This is a genomic window from Streptomyces sp. NPDC048504, from assembly GCF_043200035.1.
In the GTDB taxonomy this organism is placed as follows: Bacteria; Actinomycetota; Actinomycetes; order Streptomycetales; family Streptomycetaceae; genus Streptomyces.
In genome coordinates this window covers 54,768-72,143 of record NZ_JBICXA010000027.1, presented here as the reverse complement: position 1 = coordinate 72,143, position 17,376 = coordinate 54,768, and the positions used below count along the sequence as shown (strand labels likewise).

At 70.3% G+C, this 17,376-nt stretch carries 17 protein-coding genes; 11 read left to right on the top strand and 6 right to left on the bottom strand.

Annotated elements, in window-relative coordinates; translation table 11 throughout:
* Positions 1–516: 516 nt before the first annotated feature.
* The 3 genes from ACGFY9_RS45990 to ACGFY9_RS45980 form a co-directional block, all read right to left on the bottom strand.
* Entirely contained in the window at positions 517–828 is a 312-nt protein-coding gene (locus tag ACGFY9_RS45990) for a hypothetical protein (protein ID WP_393764677.1), read from the bottom strand.
* A gap of 106 nt (positions 829–934) precedes the next feature.
* Positions 935–1,321 carry a hypothetical protein gene (locus ACGFY9_RS45985; RefSeq protein WP_393764675.1) on the bottom strand — a complete coding sequence of 129 codons (387 nt, stop codon included), beginning with the start codon at positions 1,319–1,321 and terminating at the stop codon, positions 935–937.
* A 112-nt stretch (positions 1,322–1,433) separates the two neighbouring features.
* The gene (locus ACGFY9_RS45980; RefSeq protein WP_393764674.1) at positions 1,434–1,889 is read right to left on the bottom strand and encodes a hypothetical protein; all 456 of its coding nucleotides are present in this window, start codon (positions 1,887–1,889) and stop codon (positions 1,434–1,436) included.
* A 288-nt stretch (positions 1,890–2,177) separates the two neighbouring features.
* Here ACGFY9_RS45980 and ACGFY9_RS45975 point away from each other — a divergent pair, with 288 nt between their 5' ends.
* The 6 genes from ACGFY9_RS45975 to ACGFY9_RS45950 all read left to right on the top strand — a co-directional run bounded on the left by ACGFY9_RS45975 (position 2,178) and on the right by ACGFY9_RS45950 (position 8,044).
* Positions 2,178–2,768: a SigE family RNA polymerase sigma factor gene (locus tag ACGFY9_RS45975; RefSeq protein ID WP_393764673.1), complete on the top strand. Its 591-nt coding sequence runs from the start codon at positions 2,178–2,180 to the stop codon at positions 2,766–2,768.
* Between the two features lie 2 nt (positions 2,769–2,770).
* Positions 2,771–3,598, top strand: coding sequence for a hypothetical protein (locus ACGFY9_RS45970; RefSeq protein WP_393764672.1), 828 nt, complete (start codon positions 2,771–2,773; stop codon positions 3,596–3,598).
* A 69-nt stretch (positions 3,599–3,667) separates the two neighbouring features.
* Entirely contained in the window at positions 3,668–4,621 is a 954-nt protein-coding gene (locus tag ACGFY9_RS45965) for a hypothetical protein (protein WP_393764670.1), read from the top strand.
* Positions 4,618–6,075 (top strand): peptidoglycan-binding protein, encoded by a 1,458-nt coding sequence (locus ACGFY9_RS45960; protein WP_393764668.1) that lies wholly within the window; start codon positions 4,618–4,620, stop codon positions 6,073–6,075. The genes ACGFY9_RS45965 and ACGFY9_RS45960 overlap by 4 nt, the downstream gene beginning before the upstream one ends.
* Positions 6,072–6,788, top strand: coding sequence for an ABC transporter ATP-binding protein (locus tag ACGFY9_RS45955; RefSeq protein WP_393764666.1), 717 nt, complete (start codon positions 6,072–6,074; stop codon positions 6,786–6,788). Before ACGFY9_RS45960 ends, ACGFY9_RS45955 begins: the two co-directional genes overlap by 4 nt.
* Positions 6,785–8,044 carry an ABC transporter permease gene (locus ACGFY9_RS45950; RefSeq protein ID WP_393764664.1) on the top strand — a complete coding sequence of 420 codons (1,260 nt, stop codon included), beginning with the start codon at positions 6,785–6,787 and terminating at the stop codon, positions 8,042–8,044. The genes ACGFY9_RS45955 and ACGFY9_RS45950 overlap by 4 nt, the downstream gene beginning before the upstream one ends.
* A gap of 38 nt (positions 8,045–8,082) precedes the next feature.
* On the opposite strand, the gene ACGFY9_RS45945 is transcribed toward ACGFY9_RS45950, so the two are convergent.
* On the bottom strand, positions 8,083–8,733 hold the full coding sequence (locus ACGFY9_RS45945; RefSeq protein WP_393764662.1) for an O-methyltransferase: 651 nt from the start codon (positions 8,731–8,733) through the stop codon (positions 8,083–8,085).
* 318 nt (positions 8,734–9,051) lie between these two features.
* Here ACGFY9_RS45945 and ACGFY9_RS45940 point away from each other — a divergent pair, with 318 nt between their 5' ends.
* The gene (locus ACGFY9_RS45940; RefSeq protein WP_393764754.1) at positions 9,052–10,233 is read left to right on the top strand and encodes an alpha/beta hydrolase-fold protein; all 1,182 of its coding nucleotides are present in this window, start codon (positions 9,052–9,054) and stop codon (positions 10,231–10,233) included.
* A 104-nt stretch (positions 10,234–10,337) separates the two neighbouring features.
* Positions 10,338–11,348 carry a cytochrome c oxidase assembly protein gene (locus ACGFY9_RS45935; RefSeq protein ID WP_393764660.1) on the top strand — a complete coding sequence of 337 codons (1,011 nt, stop codon included), beginning with the start codon at positions 10,338–10,340 and terminating at the stop codon, positions 11,346–11,348.
* A gap of 7 nt (positions 11,349–11,355) precedes the next feature.
* Here ACGFY9_RS45935 and ACGFY9_RS45930 read toward each other — a convergent pair whose 3' ends face one another.
* Entirely contained in the window at positions 11,356–11,955 is a 600-nt protein-coding gene (locus tag ACGFY9_RS45930) for a TetR/AcrR family transcriptional regulator (RefSeq protein ID WP_393764658.1), read from the bottom strand.
* 95 nt (positions 11,956–12,050) lie between these two features.
* On the opposite strand from ACGFY9_RS45930, the gene ACGFY9_RS45925 reads away from it, so the two are divergent.
* From ACGFY9_RS45925 to ACGFY9_RS45915, 3 genes are all read left to right on the top strand, one after another.
* Positions 12,051–12,860 carry an SDR family oxidoreductase gene (locus tag ACGFY9_RS45925; protein WP_393764656.1) on the top strand — a complete coding sequence of 270 codons (810 nt, stop codon included), beginning with the start codon at positions 12,051–12,053 and terminating at the stop codon, positions 12,858–12,860.
* Positions 12,857–13,750, top strand: a complete 894-nt coding sequence (locus tag ACGFY9_RS45920) for a haloalkane dehalogenase (RefSeq protein ID WP_393764654.1) — start codon at positions 12,857–12,859, stop codon at positions 13,748–13,750. Before ACGFY9_RS45925 ends, ACGFY9_RS45920 begins: the two co-directional genes overlap by 4 nt.
* 113 nt (positions 13,751–13,863) lie before the next feature.
* Positions 13,864–15,450, top strand: a complete 1,587-nt coding sequence (locus ACGFY9_RS45915; protein WP_393764652.1) for a DUF4041 domain-containing protein — start codon at positions 13,864–13,866, stop codon at positions 15,448–15,450.
* Positions 15,451–15,486: 36 nt separating this feature from the next.
* Here ACGFY9_RS45915 and ACGFY9_RS45910 read toward each other — a convergent pair whose 3' ends face one another.
* Entirely contained in the window at positions 15,487–17,235 is a 1,749-nt protein-coding gene (locus tag ACGFY9_RS45910; RefSeq protein ID WP_393764650.1) for a copper resistance CopC/CopD family protein, read from the bottom strand.
* Between the last annotated feature and the right edge of the window lie 141 nt (positions 17,236–17,376).

The following is a 17,376-nucleotide window of genomic DNA, read 5'->3' as shown; positions in this document are numbered from 1 at the left end:
ATATCTGACGTAACCCTGGCGTCCAGTTGTTGCCCAGTGTGCTGACGGTCGCACCCATTCGCCTCTGTACGCGCACCCCGTCCGACCTGCCGACTGAACTTCCACGAACGTCCCTGTACGGCCGCGAGGACAGCGGGAAAGTGCGTCGGGGGCAAACCAAACCCTCAGGAATTCCAATCTCGTATCCCCTGCCAGCGCCTCACCGGGCACGATGCCGAAGGGCCCCGCTGTTCGCAGCAGGGCCCTTCATCGTTGGCCGGCGTTGAAGCTTCAGCCGGATGCGAAGCCTTCGGCCGGACAGGGGAGGACGAAGGGGTAAGCAGGTCAAGTGCGGGTCGACCGATACCAAGACCGGCAAGCGGTGCCAGAAACCGGCGATGATCGGCTACTCCCGCTGCCAGTTGCACCGAGGTGCTGGACCCCGCCGCAGAAGAAGATGACCAAGAAGCGCTGATCCTGCGGGAATTCGGCGTCCCTCTCCTCACGACCCCGAATTCCACCAGGCCGACACATACCTCAGTGGCTCATCCACAAAGGCCGTCTCCCGGCCGATCTGCCGCGTGCGGGTGCCCTGGCGAAGACCCCGCCCAGTACATCGTGCACGACCACGAGACCTGCGTCCGGCTGCCATGCGGGGTCGAACTTCGGGGGCATCTCGTTGATCTCCGCGAGGCCGGGAAATCCTTCGTGGGCGGCATCGTCCGGGCTTCCGCCGGTGTCCATGTCGGCGGGAAGAATCTCAACTGGTCCGTCGGAGTCGGACAGTTCCGCAAGGAAGGGCGGCCAGGCCGGATCCCCGACGTTGATCAGTTCACCGAGTTCGCGCATCTCCGCGTCATCGCATCGGCGCCCCGGACTCCTACAGCGGCTGTCCGCCCCGGAGTTGGGCGTCGGACATTCGTTTCACGTCGGCGAACCGGTCGTCCTGACGAGTTCAGCCCGCCAGGTCGCTCAGAGCGTACGCCGTGTACGTGAAGCCGTCCTTCGTGTGGAACCGCGCTCCCCAATTTCCGAGGGTCACCGCGCTGACACGCGACCAGGGCAGGCGTTGGGTGCCCCAGGGGTTCGACATGACGATCATGTCCGTGGTGAATTCCAGACGTACGCGCAGCAGCAGCCACCAGGCGAAGAGAGCGAAGCCCAGTGCGACGGCGGTCGCTGTACCGGCGGAGTCCACGTTCTCCCTGTCCGGATGGGAGAGAACACCCCACCAGGTCAACAGCGACCCGCACGCCGGGCCGACGGCCAGCAGGTAGCCCCCGAGCCGGTCGGACCGGCTGACCCGCCAGACGCCTATGACACCGTCTCGTACATCGTCCACGCTACGAATGATGCCCGCCCGGCGGCAGGGTCGTCGCCCTGTCTTTGGCCAGGCAAGCGTTCCGCGGAGCTGGACACCTCGTGCCGCCGGCTCAACCCCGTTCGCGGCCAGGCTACTTGGGTGGGGCGAACGGGTTCCGGTCCGAGGTCGGTGGGGTGTTCCACCAGGCCGGTGGGGGTGGGATCGGGGTCCAGTCGGGGCCTCGGTGGGCCTGCCACCAGGTGTCTATGGTGTGGAGTTTCTTCTCGAAGTGGCGGTCCCAGGACAGGAATCCGGTGGTGGGTGCCCGGAGTTCGGTGCTGCGGCCGTTCGCCTCGTGGAGGACGATCGACTTGATGCCCGCGGTGGACTGGACCTGGATGGCCTGGATGTCGGCCCAGGGGATTGTTCGGCGGCGCACGTTGTGGACCACTGCCGCGGACGGGGTGAGGGTGATGCCGAAGCGGGAGGGGAGGACGGCGCCCAGAAACAGCAGGACGGCCCAGAACGCCACCACGCCGGGGACTCCGCCCGGCGGTGGCATCTCCGTCCCTGCTGTGGTGAAGAGGACCGCTGTCATAACGGCCATGGGCAGGAGGGGAGTTATCCGTTGCCACACCGCCACGCGGATGCGCACCTCAGTCGGCAACGGTCTTCCGCTCGGCGAACTGTCCACCACTGCCACCCCGTTGTCCGTTCGTCCGGTTGCGCTGTTGTCCCGCTTGTCCCGTGCGGTGATCCATTGTCGCCGTTGCCGCTGTGTTTGTCGTCGAAGAAGTTTCCCGGGACGTGACAACCTCCGTGGCCCGGCACCCCGTTCCTCAGGCATGAAGTACTTCTCACCGCGCGCCGCGCCGGTGCCGGGCGGAGGTGTCCTGTGATCCGGACGCCGGTCTGGCAGGAAGTCTCCGATGCCGGTGATGCCCGTGGTGCCGGGCTCGACTTCGACGACTTCGCTCGTAGTCGGCAGGCGCATCTGCGGCGTACGGCTCATCTGCTGTGCGGGGACTGGCACTTGGCCGAGGACCTGACGCAGACGGCGCTGGCGAAGCTGTACGCGGTGTGGCGGCGGGTGCGGCAGCTGGAGTCGCCGGACGGGTACGCGCGGCGGGTGCTGTACCGGACGTTCATCGACGAGACCCGGCGACGGCGCTGGTGGGAGCGGACGGGTACAGGGGCGTACCAGGAGGACGTGGTGGCGCCCGCTTCCGATCCGGATCTGCGGCTGACCCTGCTCGACGCACTCCGCCAACTCCCGCCGCGTGGGCGGGCGGTGCTGGTGCTGCGGTTCTGGGAGGACCAGAGCGTGGAGGCCACGGCGGCGGCGCTGGGGTGCAGCGTCGGCACGGTGAAGAGCCAGACCTCCCGGGGTCTCGGCACCCTGCGCACCATCCTGGCCGACTCCGGCAAGGACTTCGGACCTGGCGGCGCGGGAACTGGAACCGGCTATCTGCGGGCGGAGTGGTGAGCATGAGCGGGAAGGCCGGTGACGAGTTCACGGAACAGACAGACCACACGGACGGGACGGACCGGACGGACCGGACGGACCGGACGGACCAGTACGCGTACGAGGCCGCACTGGCCGATGCCCTGGGCGGGCTGGGTTCCGGAGTCGAACCGCCCATGCCCGACCTGGTGCCGGGCGCCGTCGCACGCGGTGCGCGGATCCGTCGGCGGCGGCGGGTCGGCGCGACCCTGAGCGCCGCCGTCATGGCCGGGGTGATCGTGCTCGGCGGGCACGCGCTGCTCTCGCCCCGGCCGGAACCCGCGCCGACGCTTCCCGCCGGGCAGCCGTCGGTCTGGTCTCCGTCACTGGAGTTGGTCCGGTCGATCCTCTCCGCCGAGAACGGCACCGGCACGACCATCTCGGCCGAGCAACCGCGCCAACCCCTGCGTCCCGGACGGTACTTCAGGATGACCACCGCCGACGGCAGCGTGAACGACCTTTATGTGAGCGTCAGTCGGACCGCCACGGACCCGTCGTACTCCCGCCCGACCCGGGCCTGCCTGGACAGCAACGGCCGGGTGCTCGCCTCCCCGTGGAACGGCCTGATCACCCGGTGCTCCCTGACCGAGCGCGGGTCGGGCAGCCTGTTGATCTACTACGTGGCCGACAGACATCTGGCCACCGGTGTCACCTATCTGACCCCGGGCGGATGGACGGTGACAGTGATCGCGGGCACGCTCGACGAGGCCGCCACCGGCCGGAGCGGCAGTGGTCCGCGCACGGGTCCGCTCACCCAACTCGCCACCGACCCCCGCATCTTCGACGCCGTGAAGGAAAACGGCGGCGGCTGAACCTGACATCGCCGGCTGAGTGAAACACCCCTCACCCACACCTTGATCACCCCCGAAGGAGCACATGGCATGAGCATGCCTAAATTTGGCGCGCCCGGAATACGTACGTCCGCCCTGGCCCTCACCCTCGGCCTACTCCCCCTCCTCGCCGCCTGCGGCGGCGGCTCCGACAGCAAGTCATCCTCCAGCAACGGGAGTTCGGATGCGAGCGCGGCCACCACGACCGTCAACGGCGCCACCCAGCTCACCGTCCCGGACGGCGTGGACGACGCGACGAAGAAGGAGTACATCCAGGAGAACGCCATCGCGGTCTGCATGAAGAAACAGGGCTTCACCTACACCCCGCACGTGCGGTCCTCGACCGTGGCCGACCCGTTCTCCGCGGTCGACGGGGAGGACTACGCGCGGGCGAAGCAGTTCCGGCAGAAGTACGGCTTCGGGTACTACGCGGGCGCTGTCTACCCGAACGACCCCAACGTCCCTTTCAGCAAGGCCGCGATGGCCAAGCGGACCGCACCCCAGGACCAGGACGAGGACGGTCTGACCGACGCCCAGAAGAAGGCGTACGACATCGCGCTGACCGGTCCCCCGGCCAAGACCAAGGCCGAGGAGAAGGTCGGCGGGTGCACGGAGACGGGGCGGGCCGCGGCGCACGGGCCGGCGCTCAGCGCGGCGGCCGAGAAGAACGCGGAGCAGGCCCGCGACGACCAGAACCACGCCAACGGGCTCGCGCTCAACGGAGACGCCCAACTCGTCCAGCTCGCCCAGCAGTTCGCGAGCTGCCTGACCGGCCAGGGCATCTCCGTCAGCACCACCCAGCCGACCGGCATGGTGTCCATGGTCCGCCTCGACATCTCCCGCCAACTGCCGGAGAACTTCGTGTCGTTGAGCAAGGAGGACGCGCTGCCCCTCCTCGACAAGGACATCGGCATCGCCCTCAAGGACCTGGAGTGCGGCAAGAAGTTCCGCGCCGCGTACTTCCCCAAGGAGAAGGCCAAGCCCTACTACGGGGAGAACGGATGAGCCGCCCGGAGGAAGAGGGCCCGAGCCGGATCAGCAGCCGTATCGGCAGCGGTCGTAGGCGACTTGGGGTCGTCGTCTCGGCGGTCGTGCTGGTCGGGGCGGGTGGGTGGTTCGCCGGTACGCAGGTGCAGTCGCCGGCGGACGCCGCCGCCGCGCACCAGGCGCCGAAGGCCGGGCCGGTGACGGTCGCCGTCGTACGGCAGTCGCTCACCGCGAGTGTGGTGGCGACCGGGTCGGTCGAGTTCGCGTCACCGCGGCCGTTGTCGCTGGCCGGGCCGGTCGGCAGCGGGACGTCCGCCGGTGCGGACGGCGAGGGTGCCGAACAACGGGTCACCAAGGCGCCGGTGGCCGGTACGGAGATCAAGGAAGGCGACGTCCTGATGACGGTCAACGGCCGTCCGGTGTTCGCGCTCGGCGGTTCCGTACCGATGTACCGCGCACTGGGGCCGGGCACTTCGGGCGACGATGTGACGCAGCTTCAGAAAGCCTTGAAGCGGCTCGGGTTCGACCCCGGTGGCACCAGCGGGACGTACGGGCAGGGGACCGCCACCGCCGTCGCCGACTGGTACAAGAGCGAGGGGTACGACGCCCAGGAGCCGAGCCCCACCGATCAGCAGCAGCTCGGCTCGCTCGAACAGGCCGTCTCCGCCGCGCAGGAGGCGCTCCTCACGACCAACAGTGGTGCGGGAGCGGCCGGTTCCAGTGAGACCGGGTCGTCCAGCACCCCCAGCCCTCAGTCCAGCACGGACAAGCAGGTCCACGAGATCCAGGTCAAGTCCGCCCAGAAGGCACTCGACTTGGCGAACGACGCGCTCAGCAGCTTCAAGGCCACCTACGGTACGAAGGTCCCGGCCGGCGAGGTCGTCTTCCTGCCGAAGCTGCCCGCGCGGCTGGACAAGGTGAGCGTGAAGACGGGCGACACCCCGTCCGCCCAGATCGGCACGGTGACCAGTTCCGACGTGGTGGTGCAGGCGGCCGTCCCCGGCACCGACGCCCAACTCCTCCGCCACGGCATGACCGCCCAACTGACCACGGCGGACGGCAAGTCGGCGCAGGGAACGGTGGACGTCGTAGCGGACGGTTCCGATTCCTCAGCGGCCACGGACTCGGCCGCTACGACCCCCTCCACCACCGACGACGCGAACTCCGCCGCCGACTCCACCGCCGCCGTCCAGGTACGGATCACCGTCCCGGAACCCGGGCCACTCGCCGGTGAGGCCGAGGCCGCCGTGAAGGTGACCATCAAGGTCGGCGCCTCGGACGGCAAAGTGCTCACCGTGCCGATGGCCGCGATCCACACCTCGTCCGACGGTCGGGCCCGGGTCAAGGTCGAGCGTGGCGCCACCGTGACCGACGTCCATGTGACCGTCGGCCTCTCCGCCGCCGGGATCGTCGAAGTCAAGCCGGACGGGGGCGCGTTGCAGGCGGGCGAGAGGGTGGTGGTGGGCGAGTGACCGACACCGTGGTCGATGCCGAGGTCGATACCGTCATCCAACTCACCGGTGTGGAGCGGACGTTCCCCTCCGATCCGCCCGTGCACGCCCTGCGCGACGTCCACTTGGCCGTACGGCGTGGCGAACACCTGGCCATCGTCGGACCGTCCGGTTCGGGGAAGTCGACGCTGCTCAACACGCTCGGGCTGCTGGACCGGCCCACGGCGGGGTCGTATCTGCTGGACGGGGTGGAGACCACCGGGCTCGGCGATCTCGAACGAACCTCCCTGCGGGGAAGCCGCATCGGGTTCGTGTTCCAGTCCTTCCACCTGTTGCCGTACCGGACGGTCGACGAGAACGTGATGCTGGCCGAGGCGTACCGCAGGCCGCGGCCCGAACGGGGGCGGGGTGGGCGGCTCGCCCGCGCCCGTCAGGCCCTGGAGCAGGTGGGGTTGGAGCACCGGGTGGGTTTCCGGCCCGACCGGCTGTCCGGCGGGGAACGTCAACGGGTCGCCATCGCACGGGCGTTGCTCAGCGACCCGGCGCTGCTGCTCTGCGACGAGCCGACCGGCAACCTGGACACCGAGAACACCCTGTCCGTTCTGGAACTCTTCGACGACCTGTGCGCCCAGGGCATGACCCTGGTCGTGATCACCCACGACGAGGCGGTCAGCCGTCGGGCGGGGCGGTGCGTTCGTATCACCGACGGGCGCCTGGCCGAGGAGGTCAAGTGAGCGTCGGAGAAAGGGAGTTGGAGGGTTCCGCGCGGGTCGAGCGGCCCTGGATGGATCCACGGGACCTGTGGACGGAGGCCCTCGCCGGGGTCCTCGCCCGGCCGGTGCGGTCCGCGCTGACCACGCTCGGCACGGTCCTCGGCATCACCACGCTCGTCATCACCATCGGGGTCGCGTCCACCGCGGGCAACCAGATCGTCGGCCGTTTCGACGCGCTCACCGCGACCTCGGTGACCGTGACCGTGCCGGAACCGCTGCCCGGTGCGGAGGACGCCGGGCCGTTGGTGCCGTGGTCGGGGACCGATGCCGTGGCGCGGCTGGCCGGGGTGGAGTCGGTGGCGGCGCTCGCCGACTCCGACGCGACCGACAGCGTGCTTGTGCGGGCCAATGACGTGAGCGCGCCCGGCGACCTGTCCGGCCAGACCCTCGCTGTGGTCGCCGCCTCGGCGGGCCTGCCGGCGGCCGTGCACGGGCGGATGACCGCGGGACGGTTCTACGACGCCGGGGACATCGCCCGGCGCGACCACGTCGTCGTACTCGGCGACCAGGCGGCCCAACTCCTCGGCATCAAGCGGGTGGAGGACGCGCCGGCGGTCTTCTTCCGCGGGCAGTCGTACACCGTGATCGGCATCCTCGGCGGGATCCGGCGCGAGGCGCGGCTGTCCACCGCCGTGCTGGTGCCGCCCACCACCGCGGCCGACCGGATCGGGCTGCGGAACATCACCCGCGTGCTGGTCGACACGGCGCTGGGCGCGGCCAAACAGGTCGCGCGGCAGGCACCGATCGCGCTGGCGCCCGGGCACCAGGACTCGCTCGCCGTCGTCGCGCCGCCCGACCTCTCCAAGGCCCGCGCCGGCGTCCAGAACGACGCCAACAGCCTCTTCCTCGTCCTCGGCCTCGTCTCCCTCGTGGTCGGCGCGATCGGCATCGCCAACGTGACGCTGGTGACGGTGATGGAACGGGTCGGTGAGATCGGGCTACGGCGCTCGCTGGGCGCGTCACGGCGGCAGGTGGCCGGACAGTTCCTGCTGGAGTCGACAACCATCGGGCTGCTGGGGGGAGTTGTGGGCGCGGCCCTGGGCATCGCGGTCGTGGTCTGCGTCGCCGTGTTCAAGGAGTGGACGCCGGTGCTCGACCTCCGGCTCGCGCTGGGCGCGCCGCTCGCCGGTGCGCTCGTCGGGCTCCTCGCGGGGTTGTATCCGTCGCTGCGCGCCGCCCGCATGGAGCCGGTGGACGCGCTGCGTGCGCCGTCGTAGGAACGCGATCGGCTGAGGTGAGCTGTCGCCCGGGAACCTCAACTCACCTTCACGGACAGTTCTGTTGAGCCCTTGAGCGGGAGGGTGACGGAGCGGAAGCCGTTGGCCGGGTCGCGGATGTAGTCGAGGTAGTCGGGTTCGGCGTTGTCGTTCATCACGAAGGCGCCGGTGCGGAGTTGGGGTGCGATGAGCTCGATCACCTGGCGGGCCAGGGTCGGGCCGCCGTCGCTGATCGGCCAGCCGTCGATGAGCGCGAAGTCGACGGGGCCGCCGAGATCGCGCAGCGTCTCCCGGGCGTCGCCCACGCGCAGGTCGACGTACTTGTCCAACTCAGCCTCGGCCAGGTTGCGTTGGGCGGTGGCCGCCTTCTCCGGCACGATCTCGGAGCCGATCACCGTCCCGCCGCCGTTGTCGCGCACGGCGGCGGCGAAGTAGATCGTGGACACGCCGACGGACGTGGCGAACTCGACGACCCTCGTCGCGGCGATCGCCCGGCAGAGCAGATAGATGAGGTCGCCCTGATCGGCGTGGATCGAGAAGCCGATGTCGGCGTACGCGTGCGGATCGCGGGTGTCCGCGCCGCCACGCGGGCCGCCGTTCGCGGGGCGGCGGCTCTCGGTCCGCAGTCGGTCCAGTACAGCCGTGATCTGAGGGTCCCGCAGGGGGCTGGTGGAATTCTGCGCGGGCATCATCACTCCAGTTGTTGTATCGCCGATACGTTCCAGGCCTATCACGATATATCGATTGCTGTCGACGGCTCCCGTTACGAGTCACCCGGGGCCGGGGTGAGGTAGGCGAGGGAAGGGGGGAAGCACAGGCAATACGGGCAACACAGAAGGAGTCCGTCGTGGTCGACCGGCGCAGGTTCATCGTGGGGTCCGGTGCCGTCGGCACCCTGGCCGTGCTCGGCGCGACGGCCGCGTGCACGGCGAAGGAGGCCGAGGGCGAGGCCGTGAGCGAGACGACGTCGGCCACCGGCCACGTCCGGAGCGCCACCGCGAACAGCCCTGTCGACGTCCACGTTCAAGGTCACCGGCCGCACGGTCACGAAGGTCTACCCGAACCGTTCCGCCGACCTCGCGGCGCACGGCAGCAACGGCCGCTACGTCATCGTCGAACTGTCCCCGGACGACAAGGCGGCGGCGCTGTGGGTGACCCAGGAGGGTTCCGGCACCGCGTCCAGTTCCTCACCCAGCGCATCCCCTACGGCGTCTTCGTCGTCCAGCTCCGGTCAGGCCCCCGGCGGAGGCGGCCCGAAGGTCGGCGACAGCACCCCCGGCGGAACCATCGTCGCCGCGAAAGCCACGCTCACCCAGGCCGGCACGGTCACCACCACGCGGGGCAGGCAGTACCCCGCGAGTACTACGGCGCTGACGACCGACGCGGTGAAGAACCTGATCGTCGACGACTTCCAGCAGTTCACCTTCGACGACCCGGCGACCGGCCAGACCCTCAAGTACAACCTGTTCGTCCCCAAGCACTACAACCCGCGCAAGAGCTACCCGCTGGTGCTGTTCAGGCACGACGCGAGCGTGGTCAACGTGGCGACCGAGGGCCCGCTCGTGCAGGGCCTCGGCGCGGTGTGCTGGGCGAGCCCCGAGGACCAGGCCCGGCACGAGGCGTTCGTCCTCGCGCCCGAGTACGGGGCGGTGGTGATCGACGACGACTACGAGCCGTCGACCCGCTTCGACGCCACCGCGAACCTCGTCGAGTCCGTCACGCGGCAGTACAGCATCGACGCCGACCGCCGCTACACGACCGGTCAGTCGATGGGCGCGATGATGTCCCTCGGCCTGAACATCAGGTACCCCGACCTGTTCGCGGCGGCGTTCATCGTGGCCGGGCAGTGGCCGGAGGCACAGGCGGTACCCCTCGCCAAGAAGAACCTGTGGATCCTCGTCTCGGCCGACGACACCAAGGCGTACCCGGGCGAGCAGGCCATCACCGAGGTCATCCAGGAACAGGGCACGAAGGTCAGCACCGCGCTGTGGGACGGGCAGTCCACCGCCGCCGAGTTCGCGGCGGACGTGCGGAGCATGAAGGCCCAGCGGACGCCGGTGAACTTCGCCGCGTTCAAGACCGGCACGACCGTACCGTCCGGCTCGACCACCAGCGCGCACGTGGGTACCTGGCAGATCGCGTACACGATCCCCGGCATCCGGGACTGGATCATGCGGCAGTCGCTGTAGTGCCACGGGCGCGCGGGGGCGGGTCCTCGCCGCGGTACTCCGAGGCATAGAGTGCTGCGGCAGATCCGACAGAACCGCCCGCCCGCCCGTGGAGGTAGATCGCGATGGAGACCCCGCCGCAGCTCACCATGGGACGGCTGTTCTCCTCGTGGCAGGCGGACGTCCCCGCGCTGCTGGTCGTCGTACTCCTCGGCGGCCTGTACGGCTGGGGCGTCCTGCGCCTGCGGCAGCGCGGCGAGGCCTGGCCGGTGGCGCGGACCGCCGCGTTCGCGCTGCTCGGCCTCGGCACGCTCGTGGTCGCCACGATGTCGGCGCTCGCCGTGTACGACCGTGTGCTGTTCTGGCCCGCCGCCGTCCAGAACATCCTCCTCGACCTGATCGCCCCGCTCGGCCTGGCCCTGGGCGATCCGCTACGGCTGGCCCTGCGCGCCCTGCCCGAACGCGGCGCCGCCCGCGCGCAAGGGGCGCTGACCGGCCGCCTGGTACGGCTGCTCACCTTCCCGCTGGTCAGCACGGCCCTGGTGCTCGCGACCGAGCTGACGATCTACTTCACTCCGTACTTCGAGACCGCCCTGGCCGACAACTGGCTTCACCAGCTGATGTACCTCCATCTGCTGCTGGCCGGGAGCCTGTTCGTACTGCCGGTGCTCACGCGGGAGGAGGCGCTGCCCGCGTGGTGCACGCATCCGGTGCGGGCGGGGCTGGTGTTCGTCGACGGGATCATCGACGCGGTGCCGGGGATCGTGGTGATGACCCACGGCACGCTGATCGCCGGGGCCTGGTACCTGAGCCACTCCCCGTCCTGGGCCCCCGACGTCCAGCACGACCAGCAGCTCGGCGGCGGCGCGATGGTCAGCATCGCCGAACTGGTCGCCCTCCCCTTCCTCCTCGCGATCCTCGTCCAGTGGGCCCGCACCGAACGCGCCGAGACGGTCGCGCTGGACCGGCGACTGGACAGTGAACTGGAAGTGGTCCGGGCGACGCCGGCGGAGGCCTCGACGGGGACTGCGACGGGGGCTGAAACAGGGACTTCTACTGAAGGGCCCGATCTCGTACGACCCTGGTGGGAGACCGAGAACAGCGAGGTCGCGCACCGCATCCGGGGACAGCGGTAGGCGTTCCTCACACCGCGTCCAGGGCGTCCAACTCCCTTATGAGCCGGGCCCCTTCACGGGTCATGATCTCCGGGTCGCGCAGGGCGTTGGAGAGCAAGGACATGCCCTGATAGGCGCCGACCAGGGCCAGCGCACGGCCCTCGGGGTCGGCCGCGCCGAGCTGCCGGTACTGCTCCGTCACCCAGTCCACCAACCGCCGTATGACCTGGCCCGCGGCGAGATCGAGGCCGTCCTCGTAACGCTTGTCCAGCTCTACGGCGAGCGTGCCCATGGGGCAGCCGTGGCGGGCCGCGGTGTCCTTCTGCTCGACCCAGCCGCCGACGAGGGCCTTGAGGCGTTCGCGCGGGTCGGGGAGCCGGTCGAGCCGCGCGGTCAGGGTCTCCAGGTTGCCGGTGTGCTCGGAGAGGGCTGCCTCGATCAGCTCGTCCTTGGTCTTGAAGTAGTAGTAGACGTTGCCCGTCGGGACGTCGGCGGCACGGGCGATGTCGGCGATGGTCGTGCGCTCCACGCCCTGTTCGTGCAGGACCCGGGCGGTGGCGGTCGTCAGGCGCTGCCGTTTGCCCGCGGCGGCGGGCCGGGCGGGCCGGGAATCCTTTGAGTCAGTCATCTGACTAATTATAGACAACCGAGGGGTCGATCGTGCTAGCTTCTTCCCGACGGAGTTAGTCAGCCAACTAACTCATACACGACGGGGGTAACGGCATGATTGTGGTGACGGGTGCGACCGGGAACGTGGGGCGGACGCTGGTGCGGATCCTCACGGAGGACCAGGTCCCGGTGACGGCAGTGGCCCGGCACATCAGCGGACCGGGCACGGTGGCCGCCGACCTGGCCGAACCGGACGGCCTGCGGGGCGCGTTCGAGGGAGCCGAGGCGCTGTTCCTGCTGGTCGCGGGCGAGCGGCCGTACGACATTCTGGACGTGGCCAGGTCCGCCGGTGTCCGCAAGGTGGTGCTGCTGTCCTCGCAGGGCGCCGGGACCCGTCCGGAGGCGTACGCGCATCCGCGCCGATTCGAGGCCGCCGTACGGGAGTCGGGGCTCGACTGGACGATCCTGCGGTCGGGCGGGCTGGACAGCAACGCGTTCGCCTGGGCCGAGTCGATCCGCGCGGGGCGGACGGCAGCGGCGCCCTTCGGTGATGTGGGCCTGCCCTTCGTGGATCCGGACGACGTGGCCGCGGTCGCCGCCGCCGTCCTGCTCACCGACGCGAGCACGCACACCGGCGCGACCTACACGCTTACCGGCCCGGCGCCGACGACACCCCGCGCGCGGGCGGCGGCGATAGGGGCCGCGCTCGGTGAGCCGGTGACCTTCGCGGAGCAAACGCGCGCGGAGGCCCACGAGTTGATGGCACGGTTCATGCCACTGCCGGTGGTCGAGGGCACGTTGGCGCTGCTCGGCGGGCCGACCGAGGAGGAGCAGCGGGTGAGTCCCGACGTCGAGCGGGTCCTGGGGCGGGCGCCGGGTGCGTTCGCGGGATGGGCCGAGCGGAACGTGGTGGCGTTCCGATGACCACAACCCACTCCACCCGCGTCCTCGACTCGACCATGTCCTACCGGGAGTCGGGCACCGGGGCGCCGATCGTGTTCCTGCACGGCAACCCGACCTCGTCCCACCTGTGGCGGAACGTCATGCCGGGTGTCGCTTCCGGGCGGCTGCTGGCGCCCGACCTCATCGGCATGGGCGACTCGGGCAAGCCGGAGATCGCGTACTCCTTCGCCGACCACGCCCGGTACCTGGACGCCTGGTTCGACGCACTCGGGCTGCGGGACGTGATGCTGGTCGGGCACGACTGGGGTGGCGCCCTGGCCTTCGACCGGGCCGCGCGTCATCCGGACCGGGTGCGGGGCATCGCGTTCACCGAGACCATCGTCAAGCCGATGAGCTGGGCGGAATTCCCCCAAGGGGGCCGGGAGTTGTTCCGCGCGATCAAGACGGAGGGGGTCGGCGAGGCCATGATCCTCGACGAGAACGCCTTCATCGAACAGGCACTCCCCGCCGCCTCCGCCACCCCCCTCACCCCGGCCGACCTCGCCACCTATCGCAAGCCGTACCCCACCCGCGAGAGCCGCCGCCCCCTCCTGCGCTGGGCGCGCTCGATGCCGCTGGGCGGCGAACCCGCCGACGTCGTGACCAGGATCGAGGCCTACGACCGGTGGCTGGCGGCCAGCCCGGAGGTACCCAAGCTGCTGCTCACGTTCACGCCCGGAGCGGGGACGATGATGGACGAGGACGCCATCGCCTGGTGCGCGGCGAACATCGCCGCCCTGGAGATCGAGCACTCGGACGCCGTCGCCGGCCATCACACCCCGGAGGACCAGCCCGAGTTGATCGCGGCCGCGATATCGGGCTGGGTGGAGCGGCTCGGCCTCACGCAGGGTCACAGAATGATCACGAGGTGAAACTCTCGGGTGAGCTGGTCGCGGAACAGCGACAGAGTGTGACTCTCCGTATGTGCCGGGATCTTCCGACGACGTGGAACGGGGCTCCGTCGTCCGGGCCAGGGGTGGGGTCAATGAGTGCTTACCGGTTCAATCCGCCGCCCGGCTGGCCCGTGCCGCCTCCGGGCTGGGCGCCGCCGCCGGAGTGGGTGCCCGACCCGACGTGGCCGACGCCTCCGGAGGGCTGGCAGTTGTGGGTGCCGGAGGCGGCTTCGCCCGGGACCGTGACGGCGGCCGCACCGGAGCCGGGCGCACCCGACTTCCCCGGCTCCCCCACCGCTCCCGCCGTACCCGCGCCCCGTAAAAGCGGCCTCTTCGGCCGTCGCCGTGCCGACGCCCTCTCCGAGGCCGACGAGTTGCGGGGCTGGATCACCCGGACGCAGGGGCTGGACGCCGTGCAGGTGGCCGACCTGGTGCGGCGGACCGAGCTGGAGGCCGCCGAGCTGCGGAAGCGGCTCGCCGCCGAGGCCGCAGCGGAGGCGCAGGGGGTGTTGAAGGACTCCCGGGACACCGCCAAGGAGATCCTCGACGACGCGCGCCGGACGGCGAAGGAGACCGAGCGGACGCGCAAGGACGCCGACCGGCAGCGCAAGGAGGTGTTCGACGGGGAGCGGCGGCTCGCCGAGCTGCAGGCCCGGATCGTCGTCACCGACGAGACCGCGATGCTGCAGGAGGCCGGGGTCTACGCCTACCGGCACGCCCTGCACGACGCCATCGCCTACCGCAGCCGGCTCGACACCCTGCAGACCGAGATCAAGAACCTCGCCCGCACCGACCGGGCCGTCCTCGCCATCACGGGCTGGACGGTCAACGGCTCCACGCGCGAGGGCCAGAAGATGGTCCGCGACTTCTCCAAGCTGATGCTGCGCGCCTACAACGCCGAGGCCGACTACGCGGTGCGGACCATGCGCCCGCACCGGCTGCGCTCGCTCGTCGACCGCCTCTACAAGAGCCGCGAGACGATCGCCAAACTCGGCGCCACCATGCAGATCCGGATCAGCGACGAGTACCACAACGCGCGGGTACGGGAGTTGGAGCTCACCTCCGACTTCCTGCAGAAGAAGGACGAGGAGAAGGAGGCCCAGCGCGAGGCCCGTGCCAAGGAGCGCGAGGAGGCGGCCGTCCAGCGCGAACTCGACCGCCAGCGCGAGAAGTTGAACAAGGAGCTCGGCCACTACCAGGCGGCTCTGGACCGGCTGCGCGAGCGCGGCGACGAGGCGGCCGTCGCGGAGATGGAGGCCAAACTCGCCGAGATCGAGGGCGCGTTGCAGGACGTCGAGACCCGCGCGGCGAACATCCGCACCGGCTATGTCTACGTCATCTCGAACGTCGGCGCGTTCGGCGACCGGGTCGTGAAGATCGGTATGACCCGCAGGCTCGAACCCCTCGACCGGATCTACGAGTTGAGCGGCGCCGCGGTGCCGTTCCGCTTCGACGTCCACGCGCTGATCTTCAGCAAGGACGCGGTCGGCCTGGAGTCGGAACTCCACCGGCAGTTCGCCCCGCGCCGGGTGAACCAGGTCAACAGCCGCAAGGAGTTCTTCTACGCCACCCCGGCCGAAGTACGGGACGCGCTGAAGCCGTTCACCGGCCAGCACCTGATCGAGTTCACCGAGAAACCCCAGGCGCTGGAGTGGCGGGCCGGCAAGCAGACGACGTGACCCCGCATCCCGCCCGTCTACCGCCTATCGCCTCGCCTATCGCACGATCCGCACCTGCCGGGACACGCTCACCTGGTCCACGTCGGACGTCCTGACGGTGACCTTCATGGTCCAGGTCCCGGCGATCGGCAGGTTGAGGGTGTTGGTCCCCCAATAGCCGCCCTCGTCCTTGACGTCGGCGTCGAGGGGACCGATCTTCTGCGCCGGGAGCGTGAAGGAGAGCCGGAGTTCGGGGACCGTGGCGAAGCCGCCGTCGGGGCCGTAGACCACCGCCTCGACGGAGTTCTCGCCGACGCGTCCGGGGTCGAGGGTGATCTGCACCTTGCCGCCTGCGTTGCCGACGTGGAAGGGGACGGTGGTGACGGAGGCCGCCGGTATGCCGGCCGGTGTCGCCGTCCGCTGCGCGTCCGCCGCGGCCCGGCCGGGGAGGGTGTTGGTCAGCAGGGTGGTGATCACCAACACCACGACACCGACGCCGACCTCGAACAGCACCGAGCGGCGGAGGCCGCGGCGGTACCGGTCCTGGGAGTCCTCACCACCCTCCGCCACAGCGTCACCCTCACCCGCTGGAGTCGACGCCCCGTCCGCCCCCGCGCGCACCAACTCCGGCACCCGGAGCCGCACGTCCGCCCCCACCATCCGCCCCGTCCACTGCCGGGACCACCCCGCCACCGCGAGCAGCAGCGTCACCGCGCCGAGCTTCACGAGCAGGATGCGGCCGTACGGCGTCCCGGTCAGGGCATTCCAGGAGCCGAGGCCGCGCCAGGACTGGTAGACGCCGGTGACGACGAGGACGGTCACCGAGGCGAAGGCGAGGCGGGAGAAACGGGCCACCGGGGCCGCGTCGAGGTCCGACGAGCGGTAGAGGACGGTGAGCAGGGCCGTCAGGCCGCCGAGCCACACCGACATCGCGAGCAGATGCAGGACCGCCGACGTCATCGCCACCGGCACCTGGATCCCGGCGGACGCGTGTTCCGCCGACGCCCAGGTCAGCGCCAGCCCGACCGCGAGGGCGGCACCCGTTCCGAGGGCCACCCGCCCGAACCGCTCCCGCCCCCGAAGTCGTAGGAGAAATGCGGCTGTTGCGGCGAGGAGGACGAGCCGGGCCGCAAGTGCCAGGCCCGGGCGGGAAGTCAGCGTCTTCGGGATCGCGGAGGGTTCGAAGGCCGTGGCCAGGCCGGTGCCCGCCTCGTAGGGGGCGCGGAGGATCAGGAGGGCGACGGTGGCCGCCAGCAGGGTCCACCAGCCCATCAGGATCGGCTTGTTGAGGACGGCCGGGTTCGGGGGGCGGCAGAGGGTGACGAAGGTTGCCGTGCCGATGAGGAGGGCCGCGGCTATGTACGCGAAGTAGCGGGCTATGTCGTACAGGCTGCCCGTGAGGGGGTCCTCGGTCGGGGCCGTGGTGATCGGGGTGGTCGTGGCGGAGGGTTTGCCGATGGAGAAGGTGAAGGCGCCCGAGACCGGGTGGCTGTCGGCCGAGACCACGCGCCAGGCGACCGTGAAGGTGCCGGTGCCGAGCTTGGCGGGGAGCGTGACGCTCGCCGTGTCCCCGGCGTCCTTCGCGTGGTGCGCGGAACTCGTCTTCACCCGCCGGTTGTCGGGGTCGTAGACGCGGAAGGAGTCGTCGAGCAGGGCGACGGATTCGGAGAAGGTGAGGGTGACGGCGCGGGGGGCGGACTTGAGGACGCTGCCGTCGGCGGGGTCGGTGGATTCGAGGGCGGCGTGCGCGGACGCGGTGCCCGCGGTGCCGAGGAGGAGCAGGACCAGCAGGGAGCCCAGCAGCACCAGCCCTTGAACTCCTCGCCGGCCGCCGCCTCCGTCGCCCCTGCCGGCTCCGGTAACTCCGATGCGCCGTCCCTCGCCGCGTCCAACGCGCTGACCCTCATTCCGTCGTCGGCTCACGCCATGTCTCCGTCTTCGGAACTT